Source organism: Acetobacter cibinongensis, assembly GCF_000963925.1.
GTDB lineage: Bacteria > Pseudomonadota > Alphaproteobacteria > Acetobacterales > Acetobacteraceae > Acetobacter > Acetobacter cibinongensis.
The window spans coordinates 1-19,670 of record NZ_BAMV01000069.1; the positions used below are offsets into that span (position 1 = coordinate 1).

The 19,670-nt window shown below is 51.9% G+C and carries 9 protein-coding genes; 4 read left to right on the top strand and 5 right to left on the bottom strand.

Translation table 11 applies throughout. The features are described from left to right. Positions 1 to 133: 133 nt before the first annotated feature. The 5 genes from Abci_RS14440 to Abci_RS13880 form a co-directional block, all read right to left on the bottom strand. Complete coding sequence (locus Abci_RS14440) at positions 134 to 340, bottom strand: IS5 family transposase (RefSeq protein ID WP_084597698.1); 207 nt, start codon at positions 338 to 340, stop codon at positions 134 to 136. Between the two features lie 214 nt (positions 341 to 554). Further along, a complete protein-coding gene (locus tag Abci_RS13865) occupies positions 555 to 4,868 on the bottom strand; it encodes a Hint domain-containing protein (RefSeq protein WP_158319810.1) in 4,314 nt (1,437 codons plus the stop codon). Then, positions 4,843 to 6,903, bottom strand: coding sequence for a C2 family cysteine protease (locus Abci_RS13870; RefSeq protein WP_048839763.1), 2,061 nt, complete (start codon positions 6,901 to 6,903; stop codon positions 4,843 to 4,845). Before Abci_RS13870 ends, Abci_RS13865 begins: the two co-directional genes overlap by 26 nt. 272 nt (positions 6,904 to 7,175) lie before the next feature. Beyond that, complete coding sequence (locus tag Abci_RS13875; RefSeq protein WP_048839764.1) at positions 7,176 to 8,777, bottom strand: alkaline phosphatase D family protein; 1,602 nt, start codon at positions 8,775 to 8,777, stop codon at positions 7,176 to 7,178. 95 nt (positions 8,778 to 8,872) lie between these two features. Further along, entirely contained in the window at positions 8,873 to 11,731 is a 2,859-nt protein-coding gene (locus Abci_RS13880; RefSeq protein WP_244877706.1) for a TonB-dependent receptor, read from the bottom strand. A 247-nt stretch (positions 11,732 to 11,978) separates the two neighbouring features. Between Abci_RS13880 and Abci_RS13885 the strand changes: the two genes are divergently transcribed. The 4 genes from Abci_RS13885 to Abci_RS13900 all read left to right on the top strand — a co-directional run bounded on the left by Abci_RS13885 (position 11,979) and on the right by Abci_RS13900 (position 19,465). Continuing rightward, entirely contained in the window at positions 11,979 to 12,569 is a 591-nt protein-coding gene (locus tag Abci_RS13885) for an RNA polymerase sigma factor (RefSeq protein ID WP_048839765.1), read from the top strand. 116 nt (positions 12,570 to 12,685) lie between these two features. Beyond that, the gene (locus Abci_RS13890) at positions 12,686 to 13,639 is read left to right on the top strand and encodes a FecR family protein (RefSeq protein WP_048839766.1); all 954 of its coding nucleotides are present in this window, start codon (positions 12,686 to 12,688) and stop codon (positions 13,637 to 13,639) included. A gap of 145 nt (positions 13,640 to 13,784) precedes the next feature. Next, the gene (locus tag Abci_RS13895) at positions 13,785 to 16,715 is read left to right on the top strand and encodes a TonB-dependent receptor (protein ID WP_244877707.1); all 2,931 of its coding nucleotides are present in this window, start codon (positions 13,785 to 13,787) and stop codon (positions 16,713 to 16,715) included. A gap of 17 nt (positions 16,716 to 16,732) precedes the next feature. After that, on the top strand, positions 16,733 to 19,465 hold the full coding sequence (locus tag Abci_RS13900) for a glycoside hydrolase family 31 protein (protein WP_048839767.1): 2,733 nt from the start codon (positions 16,733 to 16,735) through the stop codon (positions 19,463 to 19,465). Positions 19,466 to 19,670 lie beyond the last annotated feature (205 nt).

Genomic DNA, 19,670 nt, shown 5'->3' on the forward strand with positions numbered 1-19,670 from the left:
AAAGCCCCTTGTTGAGCAGGGACGCCGATGTCCAGTGTGCCTTGATGTGTGTTGCATCGATCATCAGGTGCTTCGAACGGCCAACCTGTTCTGTCAGGGCGATAAAGATCCTGTCAAAAAAACCTAGGCAGCTTCACTGGATAAAGCGATTATACAAAGCCTTGTGCTTACCATACGTTTTCGGAGCGTCTTTCCACTGAAGACTGTTACGGATCACATATACGATCCAGCTCAGAACACGCCAATCATCCACGCGTGGCACTCCGTGGGCCAGAGGGAAAAATGACTTCCTCTGCCTCTGAGACAGCATAAACACATCACTCACAGGCCCACCCTCCATCGGTAAGCCTGTGAATCACAACATCTCACTCAGCTCAATAAATTAAGAGGTGCTGAGCCCACGCAGCACACTGCACGCTGGCATTAGAAGCCACGCAGCTTACACCGGTCACCGTGTTCACCAAATTCCGTTTCTAATGCAGAAACGATACTGCCAGACTGCGCGCAAATATCTTGAACGCAGTCCGAGTAACTCAAGGACGTAACCGCTCTGGTCACACCTTAACACGTGCAGCATTTGACTGCGTCACAGGCTGCTGAAGGTAAGGACCGGCTGCCAGAATCTGCACAGTGAGCAGGCGGAGGCCCACCCTACCCTGCCCTAGCGGCAGGAAGCCTGCGCCGTTAGTCCAGCGGCATGGGCTTGCCTCCTGCACGTCCCACCCGGCAAGGTCAGCGTGCTCCAGATGCTTGGTGAGGGGCTGAACGGTCGTGCCATCAAAAACGGTAATTTTACCAACCAGAATACCAAGGTCTCGGCGGTCATCTATAAACGGACCAATGACCTCGCTCGGGCGGGCGGTACGGGACACCAGACGAACACTCTCGACCGAAGAGGGCACGGCAAAAATAACCCTTTGCCCCTGCTGGCGCAGCGGATGAAGCACCTGACCGGTCGGGGTTACCAGATGCAGCCCGGCATCATCTGTTTGCGGTACGGCCTCTACTTTATGAGGCAGACCAGCAGCCCCCGCTCTGGCCTTGAGGCTGGCAAACAACGGTTCCACATCAGAGCGGCTGACGCCGAGGGGTGCCACCGCATCGGTCTGCCAGTTTTGCGCTTTGGAAGACACAGCCAGACGCGCCACAGCGCCATCCTGACGGAAGCTGCTGCGGTTGCCGGTATCAAGGTAGGTCTCGCTCAAAACGTCATTGGCCCAGATAAGGGCATGTTTGTCTGTTTCAACGTGGAAATAGTCATATGAGGTGAGCGAACGATCGTAGAAAATGCTCTGGTTATTCACCAGCATACGGACAGGCACGAGCTTGTTTTCAAAAAACAGGCTATGCTCTGGTGTAATCAGCAGGTCTTTGCATGGCACGCCATCAGCAAGAGCCCCTTTGAGCACCCGTACCGGGTAGCCTGCATCCGCATCTGCCAAAGCTGTGTTGACACGCACATGTTTGCGACCAACCCACACCACCGGGCGCACCACTGTACGGCGGGCCTGCCAATCCCATGTTGGCAGGCTGTCCCCTATGCGAATATCCTCGACCGCAACATCCCCCGAGGCTGTGCGGATCATGGAGCCGGCCAGAAAACAGACTTCATAGAGAGCATTGCCGTCAGCCGCGCTCTGCAGGGAATACCCGGCCGCTTCAGCCCCCACAATGTTCATGTGAATTGTGCTGTTATCGTTCAGGGTCAGGGTCACATGGTCTGCATCAGGGTAGCTAACGGCTTTGATATCCGTGGCCTTGAGGCCTGCAATCTCAATGCCATCTGAAAGGCTGGCGCTGCTTCCGTTAAAGGCGCTGATAACCGTGTTCAGCGTACCCCCAGAAGCCAGACCAGACACAACAAGACTCGTGTTTGTGCTGTCATCCAGCAGCACCGTACCGCCTGCATCAGCATACAAGGTAGCGTGGCCACCGCTTGACAGCATGACTGTTGCGCCAGACATGAAAGCACCGCTGGAAATGATCAGCGTACCTGCCGACCTGACAGTGATGGCGTTTTTCAACGTAGCGCCGGACTGAATGTTTGCAACGCCACCAGAGGTTACCCAAAGCTGGTTGACATCTGCCCCACTGGAGACAGTGAGTGTGCCATGCACTTCACCGCCAAACACATGGCCACCATTTGAAATCACGGTATTGCCACTGTAACTGCCATTCAGGCCGCCAGTCAGTGTAGCGCCGGACAGAACAGTGGTGTCACGCAGGTCTCCCTCCGCAACAAACGCGCTGCCGCCATTACCGATATAAACACCGCCAGCAGACCCGTTTGTGGCATCCAGCAGAGCACCGGACACGACCGTGCCGCCAGATACCATGCCACTGTCCACAATATTACCAGACAAAGTTACGCCAGAGGCAGCAGACAACAAGGCACCTGAACCAACCAACGTATTTCCGCCCACACTCCCGGCTGCCAGCAAAACCTGACCGGTGGCACTTATGGTGGTATTGAGCACTGTACCACCGCTGACAGTGACTGTTCCGTTGGCGAGAACCGTTGTGTAAACGGCGCTGCCTCCGTCATTAACCATCTGGCTGCCACCAGAAAGCGTGGCTGATACGGCAATGCCGTCCGTTTCCACATCCTGCAAGCCACCGGCATTGACGGTTATTGCGCTGGCGGTTCCGCCCCACACTTGCTGCGTTACGCCATCATTCAGTGTCTGGTTACTAACGCTTGCACCCTGCTGAACATATTCGGTCGAGCCGGACTCAAGCGTCAGTGCGCTCACACTCCCGCCATACACAGCAAGCGATGCACCAGAGCCAAAGGAGGCAGACACCAGACTGCCACCCATAAGCCCGACTGTGCTGCTATCGTGCGCCTGAAGAGCAGTGGCAACGCCACCATCAATTTCCTGATACGCGCCGTTGGTCAAAACGACAGACTGAGCAGAACCGCTGAGGAGCAGAAAAGAACCGCTCTCTCCATCCACCTGCACGTTTGAGACGACACCGCCATTATTGACCAGCGTTGCGCCGTTTTCGACCCGAACGCCGTCTGCCTGCCCGGTGTTGGAAGCAGTTGCCCCGTTGCTTATGGTCAGGTTGCTGGCTGACCCAGCATTGCTCATGACACTGCCATCCCCCAAGAGGGTGCCTGACACCGCAGAGCCACCGGAACTTACTGTGAGTGTTCCGCCTGCATCCGTGAACTGTGACACAATACCACCGCTGGCAACAACACCATACCCTGCACTGGATACGGTTGTGCCAAGAGCCACACCCCCGCTGGAAACAAGCTGATACCCTAGAGCGCTGACGGTTGCGGCTGACGCAACACCCCCTGAAGAAACAACCTGATTACCGCTAATAATAGTAGCAGAAACAGAGGACCCGCCTGCCTGAATGGTCTGGGAGGCTTCCGCATAAACCGTGGCGCCTTGATCAACACCGCCAGAAAATATTGTCTCCTTCCCGCCACTCAGCGTTACACCGCTGGCAGTACCGCCACTGGAAACAGACAGGTTGCCACCATACATCACGGTGCTGCCTGAGAGAGTACCCCCAGCAAACACCCGCTCCGAACCGCCACTGCTGACCGTTATAGTGCTGCCTGTTGCGCCGTCCTGAATACGCAAGCCAACGCCATTACCCACGGTCAGATTGCGCACCGCAGCATAATTACCGTGGCCATCAGACGTGATTTTGATATCAGCACCGGACGTAAAAATGTTGTTTGCAGAACTATCGAGCGTGCCCGCCAGCAGGAAATATTGGCCGCCATTTCCAATAGTGTTAGACACCGCGACAGCGCCAGAATTCATGTTGATCTGGCCGCCGCTGGAGACCGTAAGCCCAGCAACGATCCCGCCGGAAGACACATACAGCCACCCGGCAGGCCCGGTGATGTCACCACCGCTGACTGACCCACCCTGCATGGCGGTGAACTGGCCATTGGATGCCAGTACAAGTCCGTACACTGTGCCGCCGGACACAACCTGGCCTCCGGCGCCACTCCCCGTTACGGTAAGAGTGGAGGCAACACCGCCAGAAACCGCAATCTGGCCCTGCGACGTTACTAAACTGTTATTTGTTACCCCATCTGAATAGACGTTCTCATGGCCATAAACTGTCTCACCATTGGCAACACCGCCGGAATAAACATTCAGCACACCGGTGCTGTTAATGGTGGAACCGCTATCCAGACCATATAGATTTTCCGTGCCGTCAATGACACTACCAGGCCCGTATGCGCCTGCGTAAATATTTAAAACACCAGTTTGCGCAATATAGGAACCGCTATCTACACCACCAGAATACACGTTCTCGGTGCCGGAAACCTGCGCATTCCTGATTGTACCACCGGACACAGACAGAACCGCCCCGGCCTGCACAACAGTCTGGCTTGCTGTTGCGGAGGTTGAGACAATCTGCTCCCCTCCGGCACTGATAACGGTGCCGCGTGTGCTGCCACCAGCCGTTACATTTTCTGTCCCGCCACGCAGCACCGTACCGGTTGTTGTGCCACCTGCTGAAACGGACAGCGTGCCATCCGACAAAACCGTATCAGAAGAGAAGCTGCCACCGGCCAGAACGCGTGCCTGACCACCAGCACTGACTGTCACGTAAGAGCCAGTAGCACCATCCTGCACACGCAGCCCTACACCACTGGTGACGGCAAAATTAGTGACAGAGCCATAATGGCCTGCCCCGTCGGTGGTGATTTTTACATCCGCGCCAGACTGGAAAATATTGGTTGTTGAACTGTCCAACGTGCCAGCAAGAAGGAAATACTGCCCGCCAGCCTTAACTGTGTTGGACGCCGTTGTACCGCCAAAGGTAACATTCAACTGGCCACCGCTGGTAAGAGTAACCCCGCTAACCTGCCCCCCCGGAGGTTGCAAACAGCCACGACCCCGCGTCACTCACCTGACCGCCACGAACAATACCGCCGTTATCCACGGAAAAAGTGGCTCTTGCGCTCAGGGTCAGAGCACTGACCACGCCATTGGACGCAACAGAACCTGTTGCTGCGGCCAGAGCAACATTGGATGTGTTGCCGCCATCAATGGTAATGCTGCCGCCACTCTTGACCGCGACACCGGATACGACACCGCCATTCGTGACAACGGCCGAGCCTGACTGATTAACCGTGGCAGAGACAGCCATCCCCGCGGCATTGACCACATACAGAAGGCCGCCAGAATTTACGATGGTGTTATAAGCAGTCCCTGCACCAAGGCCCTGCTGCCCCCCGGCCTGCAAGACCGCGCCCTGCGTCTGGGCATTTGTGTCCATCCAGATGCTGGCACCCGCGCCAGAAACAAGCGTACCAACACCCAGTCCGCCAGCAGAAATATGTTCCGTTCCGCCAGCGGCAACCACTGTATCGCTAGAGACGGCACCATCTCCCACATATTCCGTACCACCAGACAGAACCAGCGTATGGCTTGCCTGACCGGCACTGAAAAGATGCACTGCCCCCTGCGCTATGGCGGAAGCCTGCGCAAGATTCCCACCGGAGAATACAAAAATATTGCCTGCGCTGGCGTAAGTCTGGCTTGCCACGCCCCCCGCACTAATGGTCTGCCCGGCCCCGTTAAGGGCGGATGTGGCAAAAGCGACACCGCCTGCGCTCACTGTTTCAGCAGACCACGGATTTTCCAGCACGCTGCCAGATGTTGTGCCGTTGACAACTGTCAACTGAGAGCCAGACGTAACAGTCGTATGGAACGCCTTACCCCCGGAAACATGTTCGTTTCCGTTTGTTAGAACGATATCGAAAGACTGACCGCCTGACAAAACAGCCACATTGCCGCCGTCCGCAATGGTGAGGCCTGATTGAACCTGAGTATTACGAACAATGTAATTGTTTATTTCCGACGCCAGAAACAAATCATTAACACTGGCCTGTGAATTAAGCTGTGCTGCTGTAATCTCAAACTGATAGTTGGATGTTTCATGCGGTCCCCATGGGTTGTTAAAGACGTAACACCCGGTCGCATCATCAATTGCCGTTACCGCGAACATATGCCCACCCACCAGACCATAATCCGTGGACTGGTTGGAACCAAAGAGGACTTCAATACCATTTTTCAAATCGTACTGAATTTTTTGATAAATAGTCCCGCCCTTTGCCAGAGCGTTCAGATCACTCAGGCCGTACGTCACGGTGCCCTTACCGGTAATGGATTTAAGGGGCTGGTCAAACCCACCATTGGCCACGGCTGAGTAAGTATTGGACGCAGCCATCTGGTAGGCCAAACCGTCGGCCTGTGCCTGAATATAAGCCTTTTCAATAAGGCCGGCCCAATTTGTATTGTCTGTTGAATAAGCGCCCGTATAACCCGGCAAATACGAGTCAACAGTTACATACTGGCTGCCGTACCCGTTATAAAACTGAACCCCATATGTGCCATTGCCGTTATCCGTAATCATGTTCTGCAACAGGGTGGGGTTAACGGCGGCTGTTTCCACTAGGGCGGCAACAAGGTAGCAGTCACCGTTGTTATAGCCTTGGTCAATGTGATTATAGGCAGTGGAAATATCGGTCGGGAACAGGCTGTTGCTGCTTTTATCCTGCAAAGAATCATTAGGAAGTGCAGTTGGACGGTCTGTGCCCAGGAACCACTTTTGTATTTGAGCCGTAAATGCGCTGGCACTTGTGCCAACAGCAATACCAGAATCCATAAGGTTACCAAATATGGACGGCACATAAGTATAAGCACCGTCAATTTTAGTAATATTTTCGAGTTCCTGTTGCAGGGAACTATATTGATCCTGTGTTATACCAGAACTGGTTATTGTTTGCGCAAAGCTTTCAAGATTTTGCAGAGTAACCGTATAAGAGCCACCAGTTGCTGCATAAACGGTAGCCCGCGCAACATTGGCTGCGCTTTGCCCTGACAGCCCAGCGTTAAGGTTCTCTGCTTCAATCATGTCACGATGCTCTCTAGTGGGCCATGGTTAGCCTAGGATTTGTCGTGATTGTTAAAATAAAACTACCAAAAAAGATACCTGTAAAACCCTGCTGCGAAAAAATTTAACACCCTGCGCTATTACAGCGTTGTGCAGGCAATTTTAATGGGAGAGCGCGCATCAGGAACGTCTCAAGACTGTATAAGACATTCAGCGGCAGGCAACATCAAACTGGTAAAGTGTTCCAAAAGCCCTGCGTAGATAGCAGGGCTTTTGGTCCGTCACGCTATCTCTTACGCTTTCTGTAGGCCCGGCTGGCCTCTTTCCGTAACAAAGCTGGCGTAAGTGGAAGTCACCCCATCAGGCTGCATGACCTGGTCAACGACTTTCAGATCCCCTCTCCAATGGTCACGCCCTACATCGCACAGCACGTAGCCACGTTTGTCAGTCGTTGCCTTCAGCCACGGGTTCTCTCTGCGGACAGACTGGCTGAAGCCGTCATCATCCCCTGCACCATCCGAACCAGATGTGATGGATGTTGCCAGAAACTCCACGGATGCAGGCTTTTTATCATCCGCATTGATCAAAAGGTCACCCGCAAAATGACGGTGGGCATCGCCCGTAACATTCACTACATTTCCGGGGCAGTGAGCCTGTACAAACTCCAGCAGACGCTTGCGGCTGTAAAGATAGCCAGACCATTGGTCCATACTGTACGATAGCGGGGAGCTGTCTGATTTCCGGTGACCCAGATTCAGCATCATCACCTGATGCGCCAGAAGGTTCCAGCGCGTACCAGACTGCGCCAACCCATTAAAGAGCCATTGCTCCTGCTCTGTGCCCATCATGCTGCGGTCTGGCGCCCATACGTCTTCACGTTGTGGGCCGTCTTTATCTCCGTAGGCCTGATCGCTACGATACTGCCGCGTGTCCAGCACAAAAACGTTGAGCAGATCACCATACTGAGCGTTTCTGTATATCTGCATGTGGCTGCCATTGGGCAGAGATTTCCGCCGCAGTGGCATATGTTCGTAATAAGCCTGCATGGCTACCGCACGCCGGAACAGGAAAACTTCCTCTGGCGTATGGTCCTGGTCGGTATCACCGGCCCAGTTATTATCCACTTCATGGTCATCAAAACTGACAAACCATGAGGTTGCAGCGTGAGCAGCCTGAAGGTCCGCATCTGTTTTGTACTGGGCGTAGCGCCGACGATATTCATCCAGAGAATAACATTCCGGACCCATATGGCGGCGCAAGACCTTGAAGGGCTGCCCATTCATTTTACGATATCCGGGCCGGCTATCCTTGCCTTCGTAAATGTAGTCACCATAATGGTAGACAAAATCAACAGGTTCCTGAGAAATGGCACGCCACGCGGTATAGTGTCCTTCTTCATAATGCTGGCAGCCAGCAGCAGCAAAACGCACTCGCTCAACGGACGCACCAGCGGCAGGCAGGGTTTGCGCACGCCCGATCGGGCTTTGATACTCCGCAATGGAAAAACGATACCAGTAAGGCCGCGCTGCCTTCAGGCCCGCTACTTCAACATGCACGGAATGCGCCAGTTCCGGATGGGCAATAGCCTGCCCGCGGGACACAACGCGGGACATCGTCTCGTTTTCTGAAATCTCCCAGTTAACCAGAACAGGTTTTAAAACCATTCCGCCTGCCTCTTCCAACGGCGTGGGAGCCAGACGGGTCCACAACACAAAACCGTCTGACTCCGGATCACCTGAGGCAACACCCAAGGTAAAAGGGGTTGAAACAAATTTGGGGTGGGCATCAAGGTTATGCGGCATTTGCGTTGCTGCAAAAGCATGCCGCAGGAGGAAGCTCCCCCCCGCAAAACCAGCCAGACCCCCAAATAACAATGACCGACGACGAAGTGACATACTCTAACCTTCCGAAACAACACCTGTAAACAAGAACAGCCTGGTGAGAAAAAATTCCCACCAGACCGCTAAAAAACCTGCCCTATACTGAAAAGTCAGTGAATAATGACGTGGAAATACACACCTCGCCCGTAATTATCCAGCTGATTGGTATATTGCAGTTTATCCCCGATAAGCCATTTAGGCTGCTGGTTTGCCAGATTCATGACCTCGTATTTGAAACTGACACCTTTATAAACCTGATGCCAAAAGGCCATATTCAGTGTAAACAAAGACCCAAAACCCGTGTTCTGGTTAGGTGTTGTTCCCAAAGATGTCAGATAGCGCCCGGAATAATTGGCTGCAACGCGCATCCCGCCTTCAATCTGGGGGATATGCCAGGTAACAGCACCGTTGACGAGAACATCTGGCTGATAAATCAGATGATGGCTGCGCAAGATGTTTGTGCCGTTGGAATAATTCATGCTGCCACCCAGCCATGTTGCATTGGCAGACGCATCAAAATACTGCCCCAAAAGCTTCATGTTCCGGTTCAGCAGAGAGACTTCAACGCCTTTTATGTTTGAACTGCTGGCGTTCATGGGTTTGCGCACATCATAGAGCGTATCCCCAATCATTTCTGTGGTGCGCAAGGTGTAAATATCGTCCTCAATCCATTTACTGAAGAAGGCAACACTGAACATACCCTGATTATGGTTGAACCATTTATCCAGAGAAATATCGAAATTATGAGAGCGGCGGGGCTTTAGGCTTGGGTTACCTTGCGTAATGCTGCACTCCGCCACACCACCGCCATCCCCGCCGTCTCCATCACAGGAAATATTCTCTGCCTGCGCAATGTTTCCGGGAGTGGGTCGCCCTATTGTGCGGCTATAGGACGTGTGCAGGTTCATTTGATATGGCAGGTGATGCACAATATCAAAAGATGGCAGAGGGTTGATGTAAGAGCCGTTTGTCTTACTTCTCCCCGCTGAGACCGCGCCATTGGAAATGGTCGGCGTCCATGAAGAGTAATTCACGCTATCAACACGCACGCCCGCGATGAAGGTCGTATTTTTCAGGCGGTAGTGAAGGGAGAGATATCCATCTACTATATTCTCGCGATATTTGTAGTCTGACACGCGGGAATCATACAGACTTTGGGTGTCATTTTTCTTCAGGCTTGACCATGGATAATGCATGCCGTTGACGCCAATGAAAGAGGCTGGCGTATTATCTTTCCATGCTACGTAGTTTGTGTGGTCAATCTGTCCGGTGATGTCACTGCCGGTCTTGTATTCGTCCTCATTAACATCATTAGTAATGGTCAACTGCCGCCATTGAAAGCCGCTAACAAGCCCGAAACCGTGTGATGAGGGAGACGCATTGAACGTGTAATCCAGACGCGCCGTTGGAATACCTTCCCACGCATGGGGGCGTGCTACTGTTGCCGTGCTCAACGCATATTTTGAAGAAGAGGCAACAGAGGGATCGGTCAGAGAGCGTAGCAGATAAACGCTGCCATCTGCCGGGTTATGGTCGTAATTAGCATACACGTTTTTGGGGTAAGTGCGGCCTGCAAGATAAGTGGAGACGTTATCATACGTCTCCCATGTATAGCCTGCCCGTGCCACAAGGTTTGAGCGCCCGCTGTGCCAGTCAAGATGCCCGATCATACCGCTATGATGCCGCTCCCACTTATCCTGGCGGCGCCGGAGATAAATGCTGTTGACGCGGCGTGTGCCTCCATCGTCACTTTGGTCAGACACGTTGCCTGTCAGGTTATAATCCTGCTTGTCCATGACAGAATGTTCCCATCTGTCATAAGACCACCCCATGACGGAAGCATAGAGATTTGTCCCTACAGGTCGCCATTCCAGCTTACCTGACCCGCCAACTGTTGTGATGGCATTGGCAAATTTTCCGGATTGAAAACTGATGGGGGCAGTACGACCGTTCCAGTTCCCATCTTCCGGGTTTGTCATCACCTTACCGGCCGTGTCCGTATAGCCCATATTGCCATACTGCTTCTGGGAGTTTCGGACACGGGACTGATACCGACTGGAGAGAATAAGACCAAACTGATGATCTTTGCCAAAGGTATCAGAAATCGTGCCTTTGGCCCCTGCCCCCATATGGGGGTCATACCCTTTAAGGTTATTATGCCCGACCGACCCCCTGTAGCTTGAGTAAATGCCGTATCCATCAAAATATTTATAGAGGCCTTTATGGTCAAAAGCACTCATGGGAATCATGTCAATAACACCGCCGATGGCATCTGCATCCTGCTCGGCGGTAAAGCTTTTATAGACGTTGGTGCGGGAGGTCATTTCTGCCGGAATATCCTGCAAATTGACTCGCCGCGTGCCAGACCCCGTCTCCCCAACCGAAGCAAGAGCCACACCATCAATGGTCGTATGGTTCAGGTCCGGGCTGATCCCACGCAAGCTCACATAACGGGGCTCATCCCCATCCACAATGCCTGTAACACCTGGCAACAACACCAGCGATGAGGCCACTGATGAATTCCCACCCAGATTTTCAAACGGGTCGTAGGGCACCGTATCCATGACGATGTTAGAGGTGCGTTTTTCTGCCTGGCTTTTACGATGCCCGACAACAAACAAGCCTTCCACGTCATTAATGCCGGATTTCCGGACATGGGGGGCGGGTTTCGCGCTCACCACGAATGTGGCGCTTTTACCCAACCGCTGCACCTGCAAAGGCGTTTGGGCAAACAGCTTTTGGAGTGCCTCCTGATCGTCCATCATACCAGCTACGGGAGCGACACGAATTTTTTGAACATCCGCGCCTTTTGCAATCACACCCACGCCGGATTGCTTCTGAAAAGCTGCCAGTGCCTCTGGCACTGTACTGGCTGAGATGTGAAACATGTGTGTTGCGGCCTGCGCTGCACTCCATGACACGGTAGAAGAAAGCAAAGCAAACGTACCAACCGCCTTAACTGAACGCATGGGAAAAGGTTACCTTCGGACACAGTATGAAACTTACCCCTTAAGACGGAACAACGCAGCGCCTTCCCCCCATTTTTCGGCCCAAAATTATGTTAAGGTTTTATGTCAGTCCTGAACGACAGCAATAAAAGGCGTTATAACAAGCCGCTAACAGGTTGAGGCCGCGCAACGGCACGCCTTGCCCTGAGGCACAACGGCGGTGTAGAGGAAACGCATCCCGCCCTGCCCTTTGTTGCGAGATTTGGTCATGTTCGTTGAACCTTCCATGAAACGAAATGTGACGCCCTCCACACCGGAAGAGAACACGGCGCAGCCTATGCCCTTGTTGCCGGATGCGGAGCGTATGGCGTGGATTGCGCAGGACGTTATGCCGCATGAAAATGCTGTAAGGCGGTGGCTGTCCGGTATGGTGCTTCCCGGCATTACCGAGGATGATATTATACAAGACTGCTACGCGCGTTTTTGTGCTGCACCGTTTCAGGATATCCAGAACGGGCGAGCTTTCTTTTTTTCCTGTGCCCGAAATCTGGTGATAGACCATGCCCGGAAATCGAAAATACGCTATCTGGACGAAGACCTCGGACTGGAAGCATGCAATATTGCGGATGAACGGCCAAACCCCGAACAAAATCTTGCTGCGCGCCAACAACTGGACTGGCTACGGGAGCAGATGATGCTCCTACCCAGCCCCTGTAAGGATGTTTTTATTCTCAGGAAAATCTATAACCACAGCCATGACTACATTGCACAGTCATTAGGTTTGTCCCGGCGGGCTGTTGAACGCCATTTAGGCCGTGGGCTGCAAAAACTGGTAGAAGCCAGAAAGCATTCAAAATAAAATCTGCCATTCTCAAAATTCATAACATAAGAGACATATCGTGAAATTTCCTTCAGGTATGGACATCTGTCTCCTGTTGGCTGAAACTATGTCTGGTAACAAAACGAGATTTACTTGTGCAGCCCACCCATTCCCAAACAGAAAGCCAAAAACGGACAGAGGATGCCGCACATTGGGTGACGTTAAGTGACGCCCGCGCCCTTACGCCGGATGAGCAAAAAAAGCTGAATAACTGGTTGCAGGCAGACACACGCAATCTGGGGGCATTTGTTCAGGCCAAGAGTCACTACCAAGCACTTGATTATCGTTCTGGCCTGCGCACGGCAGTACCACCCGCTCTTACGGCTACGCCGCGCCGTGGGCGGAGGTATTTTCTGGCAGGAGCCTGTGCAGCTGGTTTTGCAGGACTCGTAGCGCCTAGCGCTACCAGAGAGCGTTTTGCGCTACGGCACCGCGGCAGGCAGGCGCCACAGCGGTATGACTGGCATGGAAACCAGATTACCGTAGATGCACGGTCAGGCGCTTATTTTGCCTCCACACCGCGCCATGATGCTCTTATGATGGCTGAAGGCCGCATTGGCCTGCAAGTGCAGCACCTTCCCTTACAGGTCACAGCAGGCGCAATGTGGTTGGGGAGTAAAAAAGCAGACTTTGATATTTCCGTGCAGGAGCAGGCGGTTGTCGTGGCCCTTTATTCCGGCACGCTTGACTGGCAGAGCAATGAGAAGTCACTGACCCTCACCTCCCCCAGTATCCTTCATTTTTCCCAGACTTCTGGCACACCACCGGTGCTCATAAGCAGGCAGGACCTGTCTGACGAAAACGCTTTTGCCCGTAAGGCATGGCGTAACGGCCAGATTATCATGAACAACTACACATTGGCTGAAGCGGTTAGTGAATTTAATCGCTATTCAGATGTTCAATGCCTTATTGCCAGCCCGGCACTGGCTCAACGTCGGGTGTCTGGCAGCTTTAACCTTCTGAAATTGCAGGACTTTGCCAGCGCAACAGCTCTGCTGCTCAATTGCAAGATACAGCAGGAAAAGAACAGAATTCTATTTTATACATAATAGCGCTTTATCTCTTACCAAAAACGCCCGAGCGCTGGCAGTTGTGTGACGGTTTTATGAAATCCTCCTGAAAATGATGAGGAAAACTCGCAGCGAAGTGTCTGCCTGATAGATCCTGTCTTTTTCAGAAAGCCAAACACTGACCATGCGTATCAAAAACACCAAGGCTACTTCGTTGAGCTGTGTTGCACTGTTGAGCGGCACACTCTTTACGCCTTTTAACGCATGGGCTGCGCAAGCTAACGCCGGCGCAACAACAGCAACACCCGTGCATATTCCTGCCCAAAGCATGGCCAGCGCACTGGATGCACTGGGGCAACAAATGCACATGATGGTGGTCTATACACCGGACGCCGTGAAAAACCTTAAGGCGCACGCTCTGAACGGTGTTTTTACCCAGCATGATGCCATAAGCCAGTTGTTGGCTGGCAGCGGTTTGCAGCCAATAGAAAAGCCAGGTGGTGGCCTTATCATTCAAAAAGCGACTGCCGGAGGCGTGCATAAGAAAACTGCCCGTGACGAACCAAAAGACGCTGAAACAATTTTCTCGGTAGGTCATCGTTACGTTAAGGCAGAAAAACGTAACTCCAACATCGTCATGGACAGCATTGCCTATGACCCCTACGAAAACCTGGGCGGCAACTCATCCATTGCCTCCTCTCTAGTGCTCTTGCCGGGTGTCACAGGTATTATTAACGGCGATGAACCGCGTTATGTAAGTTTGCGCGGTATTAGCCCAGACCTGAACCACACCACTGTTGACGGCCTGACAATGGCCTCCATTGGTGAAACGGGGTCCGGCACACGCCGGGTTAACCTTCAAGATACGCCGGTTGAAATGACATCTCGTACCAATATTTATAAAAGCTTCACCGCTGAGCAATCTGGCGATGCCATTGGCGGCATTATTGACATGATCCCCATGAGTGCTTTTGACCATAAGGGGTTTTATGCGCATCTGGATGGCTACGGCATTTATTCCACCTACAAGGGCTCCGTCGGTAAAAATGGTATAGGGGGATACTCACCGCATTTCGGGGCGGGTGAAAAATCCAACATTTCTTATCGGTTCGGTAAGGAGAAGCAGTTTGGCATTGTTATCTCCAGCCGTTATCAGGAACGTGTGACAAACCAGACGGGCTCTTCAAGTGGTTTTCAGTATCTTGATAAATCGGGTAAAGCGCTTGATACGAGCACTGTCGACCCCATGACAAATAAAAACTGGAATGGGAGAATGACGCCTTCCAGTTACTCAAACTCGGATTACGCAAACTCGGTCACGACACTTGGTGGGTCAGGCAAACTGGAATGGCGGCCTGTCGGCACCAACATCAAGGCGTCTATTCTTGGCTGGACTTATAGACGTTCTGAAAACTCGATGGGTGACATGAATGTTTATAATTTAAAAAATACTGTCCAAAACCAGACAGATAATAGCGGCACAGTTCAGGTAAACTCTCTTTACGTACGCCGCATCCAGAATACTTACGCCCGTAACTCCAATGGCATTATGGGGCGTCTAGACTGGAACCGCGACAGACATGCTTTAGCAATACGTGCAGGGTATACATGGGAAGGGTACAGTAATTACCAACCCTTGGAGCGTATGCGCGCATACCCCACAAAGCTATATGCAGACTATTCTGGTACAGCCAGAAACGGGGATATTATTCGGCTTAATTCCCTCTCTAATTCGGCACTACAAAGTGCGAAATGGTCTGCTTATCAAATGCAGCAACAGTGGCGGAGTGCCGAAGAAGGCATACCGACTGTGCGCGCAGACTACACGTACAATACTGACTATAGATCCCGAGGATTTGGGTTAGCCGCCGGGTTTGAATGGCGAGAATTATCGCTCGCAAACAACATCAGTATGCAGGAATACGATACTGGTTTTGATATGACGCAATATGCGAACTTTACAAATTATGTTCCCTCAAAATGGAATCTTCCTTATGTTTTCCTGGATGCTGATGGTCGGAAATTTGACTGGAGCAGCCTGAAACAAGGTAAATCCAAACTGGCAAGCAGCATTTATGACTCAAAAATAAGCAACTTCCGCTATAAGGAAGAGGTTGTTGATGGCTACCTTTCCCTTCATTATGCTTTGAAAAATACCGTCTTCATTGCTGGCGTTCGCACAGATGACACCAGCTATTCAGCCTATACTCCAACGGTCTCCAACAGTATTGTATCGGACAACTTTTCCAAGAAAAATGGGGCTTATATCAACCCGCTTCCATCTTTTGATGTTGTGCATCGCTTCCCATGGAAAATGAATATTCATGCCGCATATAGCCGTTCCATTGGTCGTCCCACACCATCCAACATTGCACAGGCCGAAAATGTCACCTGTGGTACGGCGGATGAAGATGGTGGCGCAGCCTGCTCTATAAGCCGTGGCAACCCAAACCTTAAGCCGCGTAAAGCCCATAACTTTGACTTTTCCATTGATCAGTATTTCGACCATAGCCGGGGCATGGTGAGCCTCGCCTTTTTTGATAAAATCATTCAGGATGACATCTACACTCTGCGCAACCTGAGTATGCAGGATGGCGTCCTGTATAATACCTCCCAACCCATGAATGCCACAGGGTCTAACATTCATGGCCTCGAACTCTCCGTGCTTGACCGCTCTGTATCACTGTGGGGGCAATTCTTTGACCTTTCCATGAACGCCACATGGATGCAGGGCAACATGAAATATGTTAACTCCAGCGGCCAGCAGACACGTATTAACCACATGATTTACCAGCCGGATGTTCTGGTAAATGGTGCCGTGACCTGGCATATTCCTGCCATTGAAGGCGGCCTGCGCGCAACCGCGACCTATACCGACAAATACCTGACCAGCATTGGCAGTTATGCCAGCAACAACCAGGGTCAGGGCGCATACTTTATGATGAACATGGCCTTCTGGCACAAGGTGTATAAAAATGTGTCCTTCCGGTACGAGGTGCAGAACCTGACAGGAACCCGTTTCAGCAATGTTATTGGCAACAAGCTGCAATATACCAACAACACAAGCTATCTGGGCCGTGGCATCTACTTCCATGTTGTTCTGAACTCTTTCTGATACGGCTACACAAATTTATGACCTTTAAAGCAAGCATTATGGTGACAGCAGCTTTCTCGCTGCTGTCACCTTTTCTGTCTTATGCCGCACCGCGTATCGCACCCACACAGACCGTACCACGCGCAACACCAGATGCAGTGGTAACCTGGGGGCACGCCCGTTTTACGGTTTTGACATCCCGCCTTATCCGCATGGAATGGTCAAGCACAGATACGTTTGAAGACCGGGCAACACTGGTTTTCATCAACAGAAAACTGCCCGTACCGCACTACACAAAAACAAGCGATGCAAACGGCCTTACCCTTGAAACTCAGGATTTGGTTTTAACCTACCGCCCGGATGCGGAAGGTAAATTCACTGAAAATACGCTCCATATTACGCTCAAGGATAAAACAACGCCTGCTGTTTGGCATGCCGGGCAGAAAGATACGGCAAACCTGTTGGGCACAAGCCGGACACTTGATGGCGCCTCCGGTTCCCATCTGAAGTCTCCTCTTGAAGATGGGCCTCTGTCTCGTTCAGGCTGGTCTGTTATTGACGACACACAGAGCCCTGTTTTTACGGAGCCTCACACCCCTGCAGTCAGAAAATCTGTTGCTGATGGTCCATGGGTGGAGGAACGCACCACAGCACCGCATCAGGACTTATATTTCTTTGGGTATGGCCATAATTACCGGCAAGCTCTGACAGACTATTGCAAAGTGGCAGGGCGTATTCCGCTCCCGCCCCGTTATGTGTTTGGAATATGGTGGTCCCGTTATTGGGCCTATACAGATCAGGACTTATTAGCTCTGGCGCAACAGTTTCGGGAAAATAGTTTGCCGCTTGATGTGATGGTCATTGATATGGATTGGCACATCAACCAAGACCAGCTTAAAAAACGTGGTTTTAAAGACTTGTCTGGCCATCGGCTTGGGTGGGGCGGATATACCTGGAATACGGCACTGTTCCCTGACCCGGCTGCTTTTATGGGGCAGTTGCATGACCAAGGTATAAAGATTGCGCTTAACCTTCATCCTGCCTCTGGTGTTCAGCCTTGGGAAAGTGCTTTCCCTACCATGATAAAAGCCATGAACATGCCAGAGGATACGCCTTATGTACCTTTTCTGATTACACAAAAAAACTATGCAGAGGCTTATTTTTTAGTCTTGCATCACCCACTGGAAAAGCAGGGCGTCGATTTCTGGTGGCTGGACTGGCAGCAGGAAAAAACAACCGCGATTGCAGGGCTTAACCCAACATGGTGGCTCAATTATCTGCATTTCACCGATCAGGAACGGGAAGGCAAACGCCCCCTTGTGTTCCATAGATGGGGCGGACTGGGAAACCATAGATATCAGATTGGTTTTTCTGGGGACACCCAATCAAACTGGGAATCTTTGGCTTTTCAGCCATGGTTTACGGCAACGGCCGCCAATGTTGGCTATGCCTATTGGAGCCATGATTTGGGTGGCCACTCCCCCGGTGAGATTGACCCAGAACTTTACGCACGCTGGGTGCAATATGGCGTTTATAGCCCTGTGCTGCGAACGCACACGACTAAAAACCCGGATGCCGAGCGCCGTATCTGGGCCTATCCGGAGCCTTATTCCGATATTTTACGGAGCAGTTTTCAGCAACGCGCCGCTTTGAAGCCCTATTTGTACACAGAGGCACGGAAAACATATGATACAGGCATAGCGTTTGATCGCCCTCTTTACTATGACTGGCCTGAAGACGCGGATGCCTACGCGACTCCTAATGAATATATATTTGGTGACAGCATGGTGGTATCTCCCATTGTGCAACCAGTGGACCCCAGGACGGGTTTTGCATCGGGCACGTTGTGGGTACCGCCCGGCGAATGGATAGAACGCTCAAGTGGAAAAGCCTTCATCGGCCCACGCAAAGTTATTCAGGATTACTCGATAAAAGAAACACCGCTTTTGATAAAGGCGGGGTCTATTATTCCTATGGAACCGCCCTTAGCCAAAGATGGTATGGCACACACCCTTCTGGAAATATGGCCGTCCAGTAAGAATGACACAACCGAATACAAGATTTACGAAGATAATGGGCAGGGAACAGACTATCAGAAAGATGCCTATAGCTTTACGACTGTGCGCGCTACACAGACAGCCACGCAAAAGCGTGTGGATATCGCAGCACCAGTAGGTCATTACATTGGCATGGCACCCGTAAAAAACTACGAACTGCGCTTTCCGGCCGCAATGCCGCCTGCCAGCGTGGTGGTAAATGGGCGTATTTTGCCAAAAACCTACCGGCAGGACACACCCGGCTGGCACTTTGACGGAAACACCTTAACGACCAGCATTACGCTTCCCGCACAGTCTGCGCGGTCTCATACTTCCGTTATTCTGCGCTATGATAGCACTCACCCGGCGCATATTCCAACGGAAGGATTTGTGGGCCGCCTGACGCGCCTTACAGAAGCGTATCATGCTTTGGCTCCCTTTGAACGTATGCAGCAAACGCCAGATGAGCTTGTGCTTGCGGCACAGACCGGGGACAGACTTGGTTATGCGCCAGAAACAGCGCAGGATGAACTGGAGGTTTTCTCAACGCATGTGGCACAGGCTGAATTGGCTGTTCAAGCCGATGCTGCTCAGCTGCGGGAGGCGATACATGCCGAGAACCATAGCCTGTTCTTCGGCAAAAAGCATAAGTCCGCAGAAGTAAAAGAAAAAACTGCGCAAAAACTGCTCGCGGCCATTGATCGTGCTTTGGCTCTTGTTCATGCTGCACAATAAGCCTCTCTGCTGAACATAAGAAAAAATGATGATAAAAGAATTTTTAACGAAATTATAATAATAGTGTGACTATGATTTCCGCTATGCCGGGGCATCTTCTGCCTCCGTTGGGAAAGTTGCCCCGGCCATGATTAAAAACTTTCTGACGCATCAAAAAGAGTGGGCCGTACTCGGCGGATTCAACCGGTCGTCGCAACACCTTAAT

Coding starts and splice junctions, on each gene's coding strand:
- Abci_RS13895 (WP_244877707.1), top strand. CDS start 13,785: ATGCGTATCAAAAACACCAAGGCTACTTCGTTGAGCTGTGTTGCACTG.
- Abci_RS13885 (WP_048839765.1), top strand. CDS start 11,979: ATGTTCGTTGAACCTTCCATGAAACGAAATGTGACGCCCTCCACACCG.
- Abci_RS13900 (WP_048839767.1), top strand. CDS start 16,733: ATGACCTTTAAAGCAAGCATTATGGTGACAGCAGCTTTCTCGCTGCTG.
- Abci_RS13875 (WP_048839764.1), bottom strand. CDS start 8,777: ATGTCACTTCGTCGTCGGTCATTGTTATTTGGGGGTCTGGCTGGTTTT.
- Abci_RS13880 (WP_244877706.1), bottom strand. CDS start 11,731: ATGCGTTCAGTTAAGGCGGTTGGTACGTTTGCTTTGCTTTCTTCTACC.
- Abci_RS14440 (WP_084597698.1), bottom strand. CDS start 340: ATGGAGGGTGGGCCTGTGAGTGATGTGTTTATGCTGTCTCAGAGGCAG.
- Abci_RS13870 (WP_048839763.1), bottom strand. CDS start 6,903: ATGATTGAAGCAGAGAACCTTAACGCTGGGCTGTCAGGGCAAAGCGCA.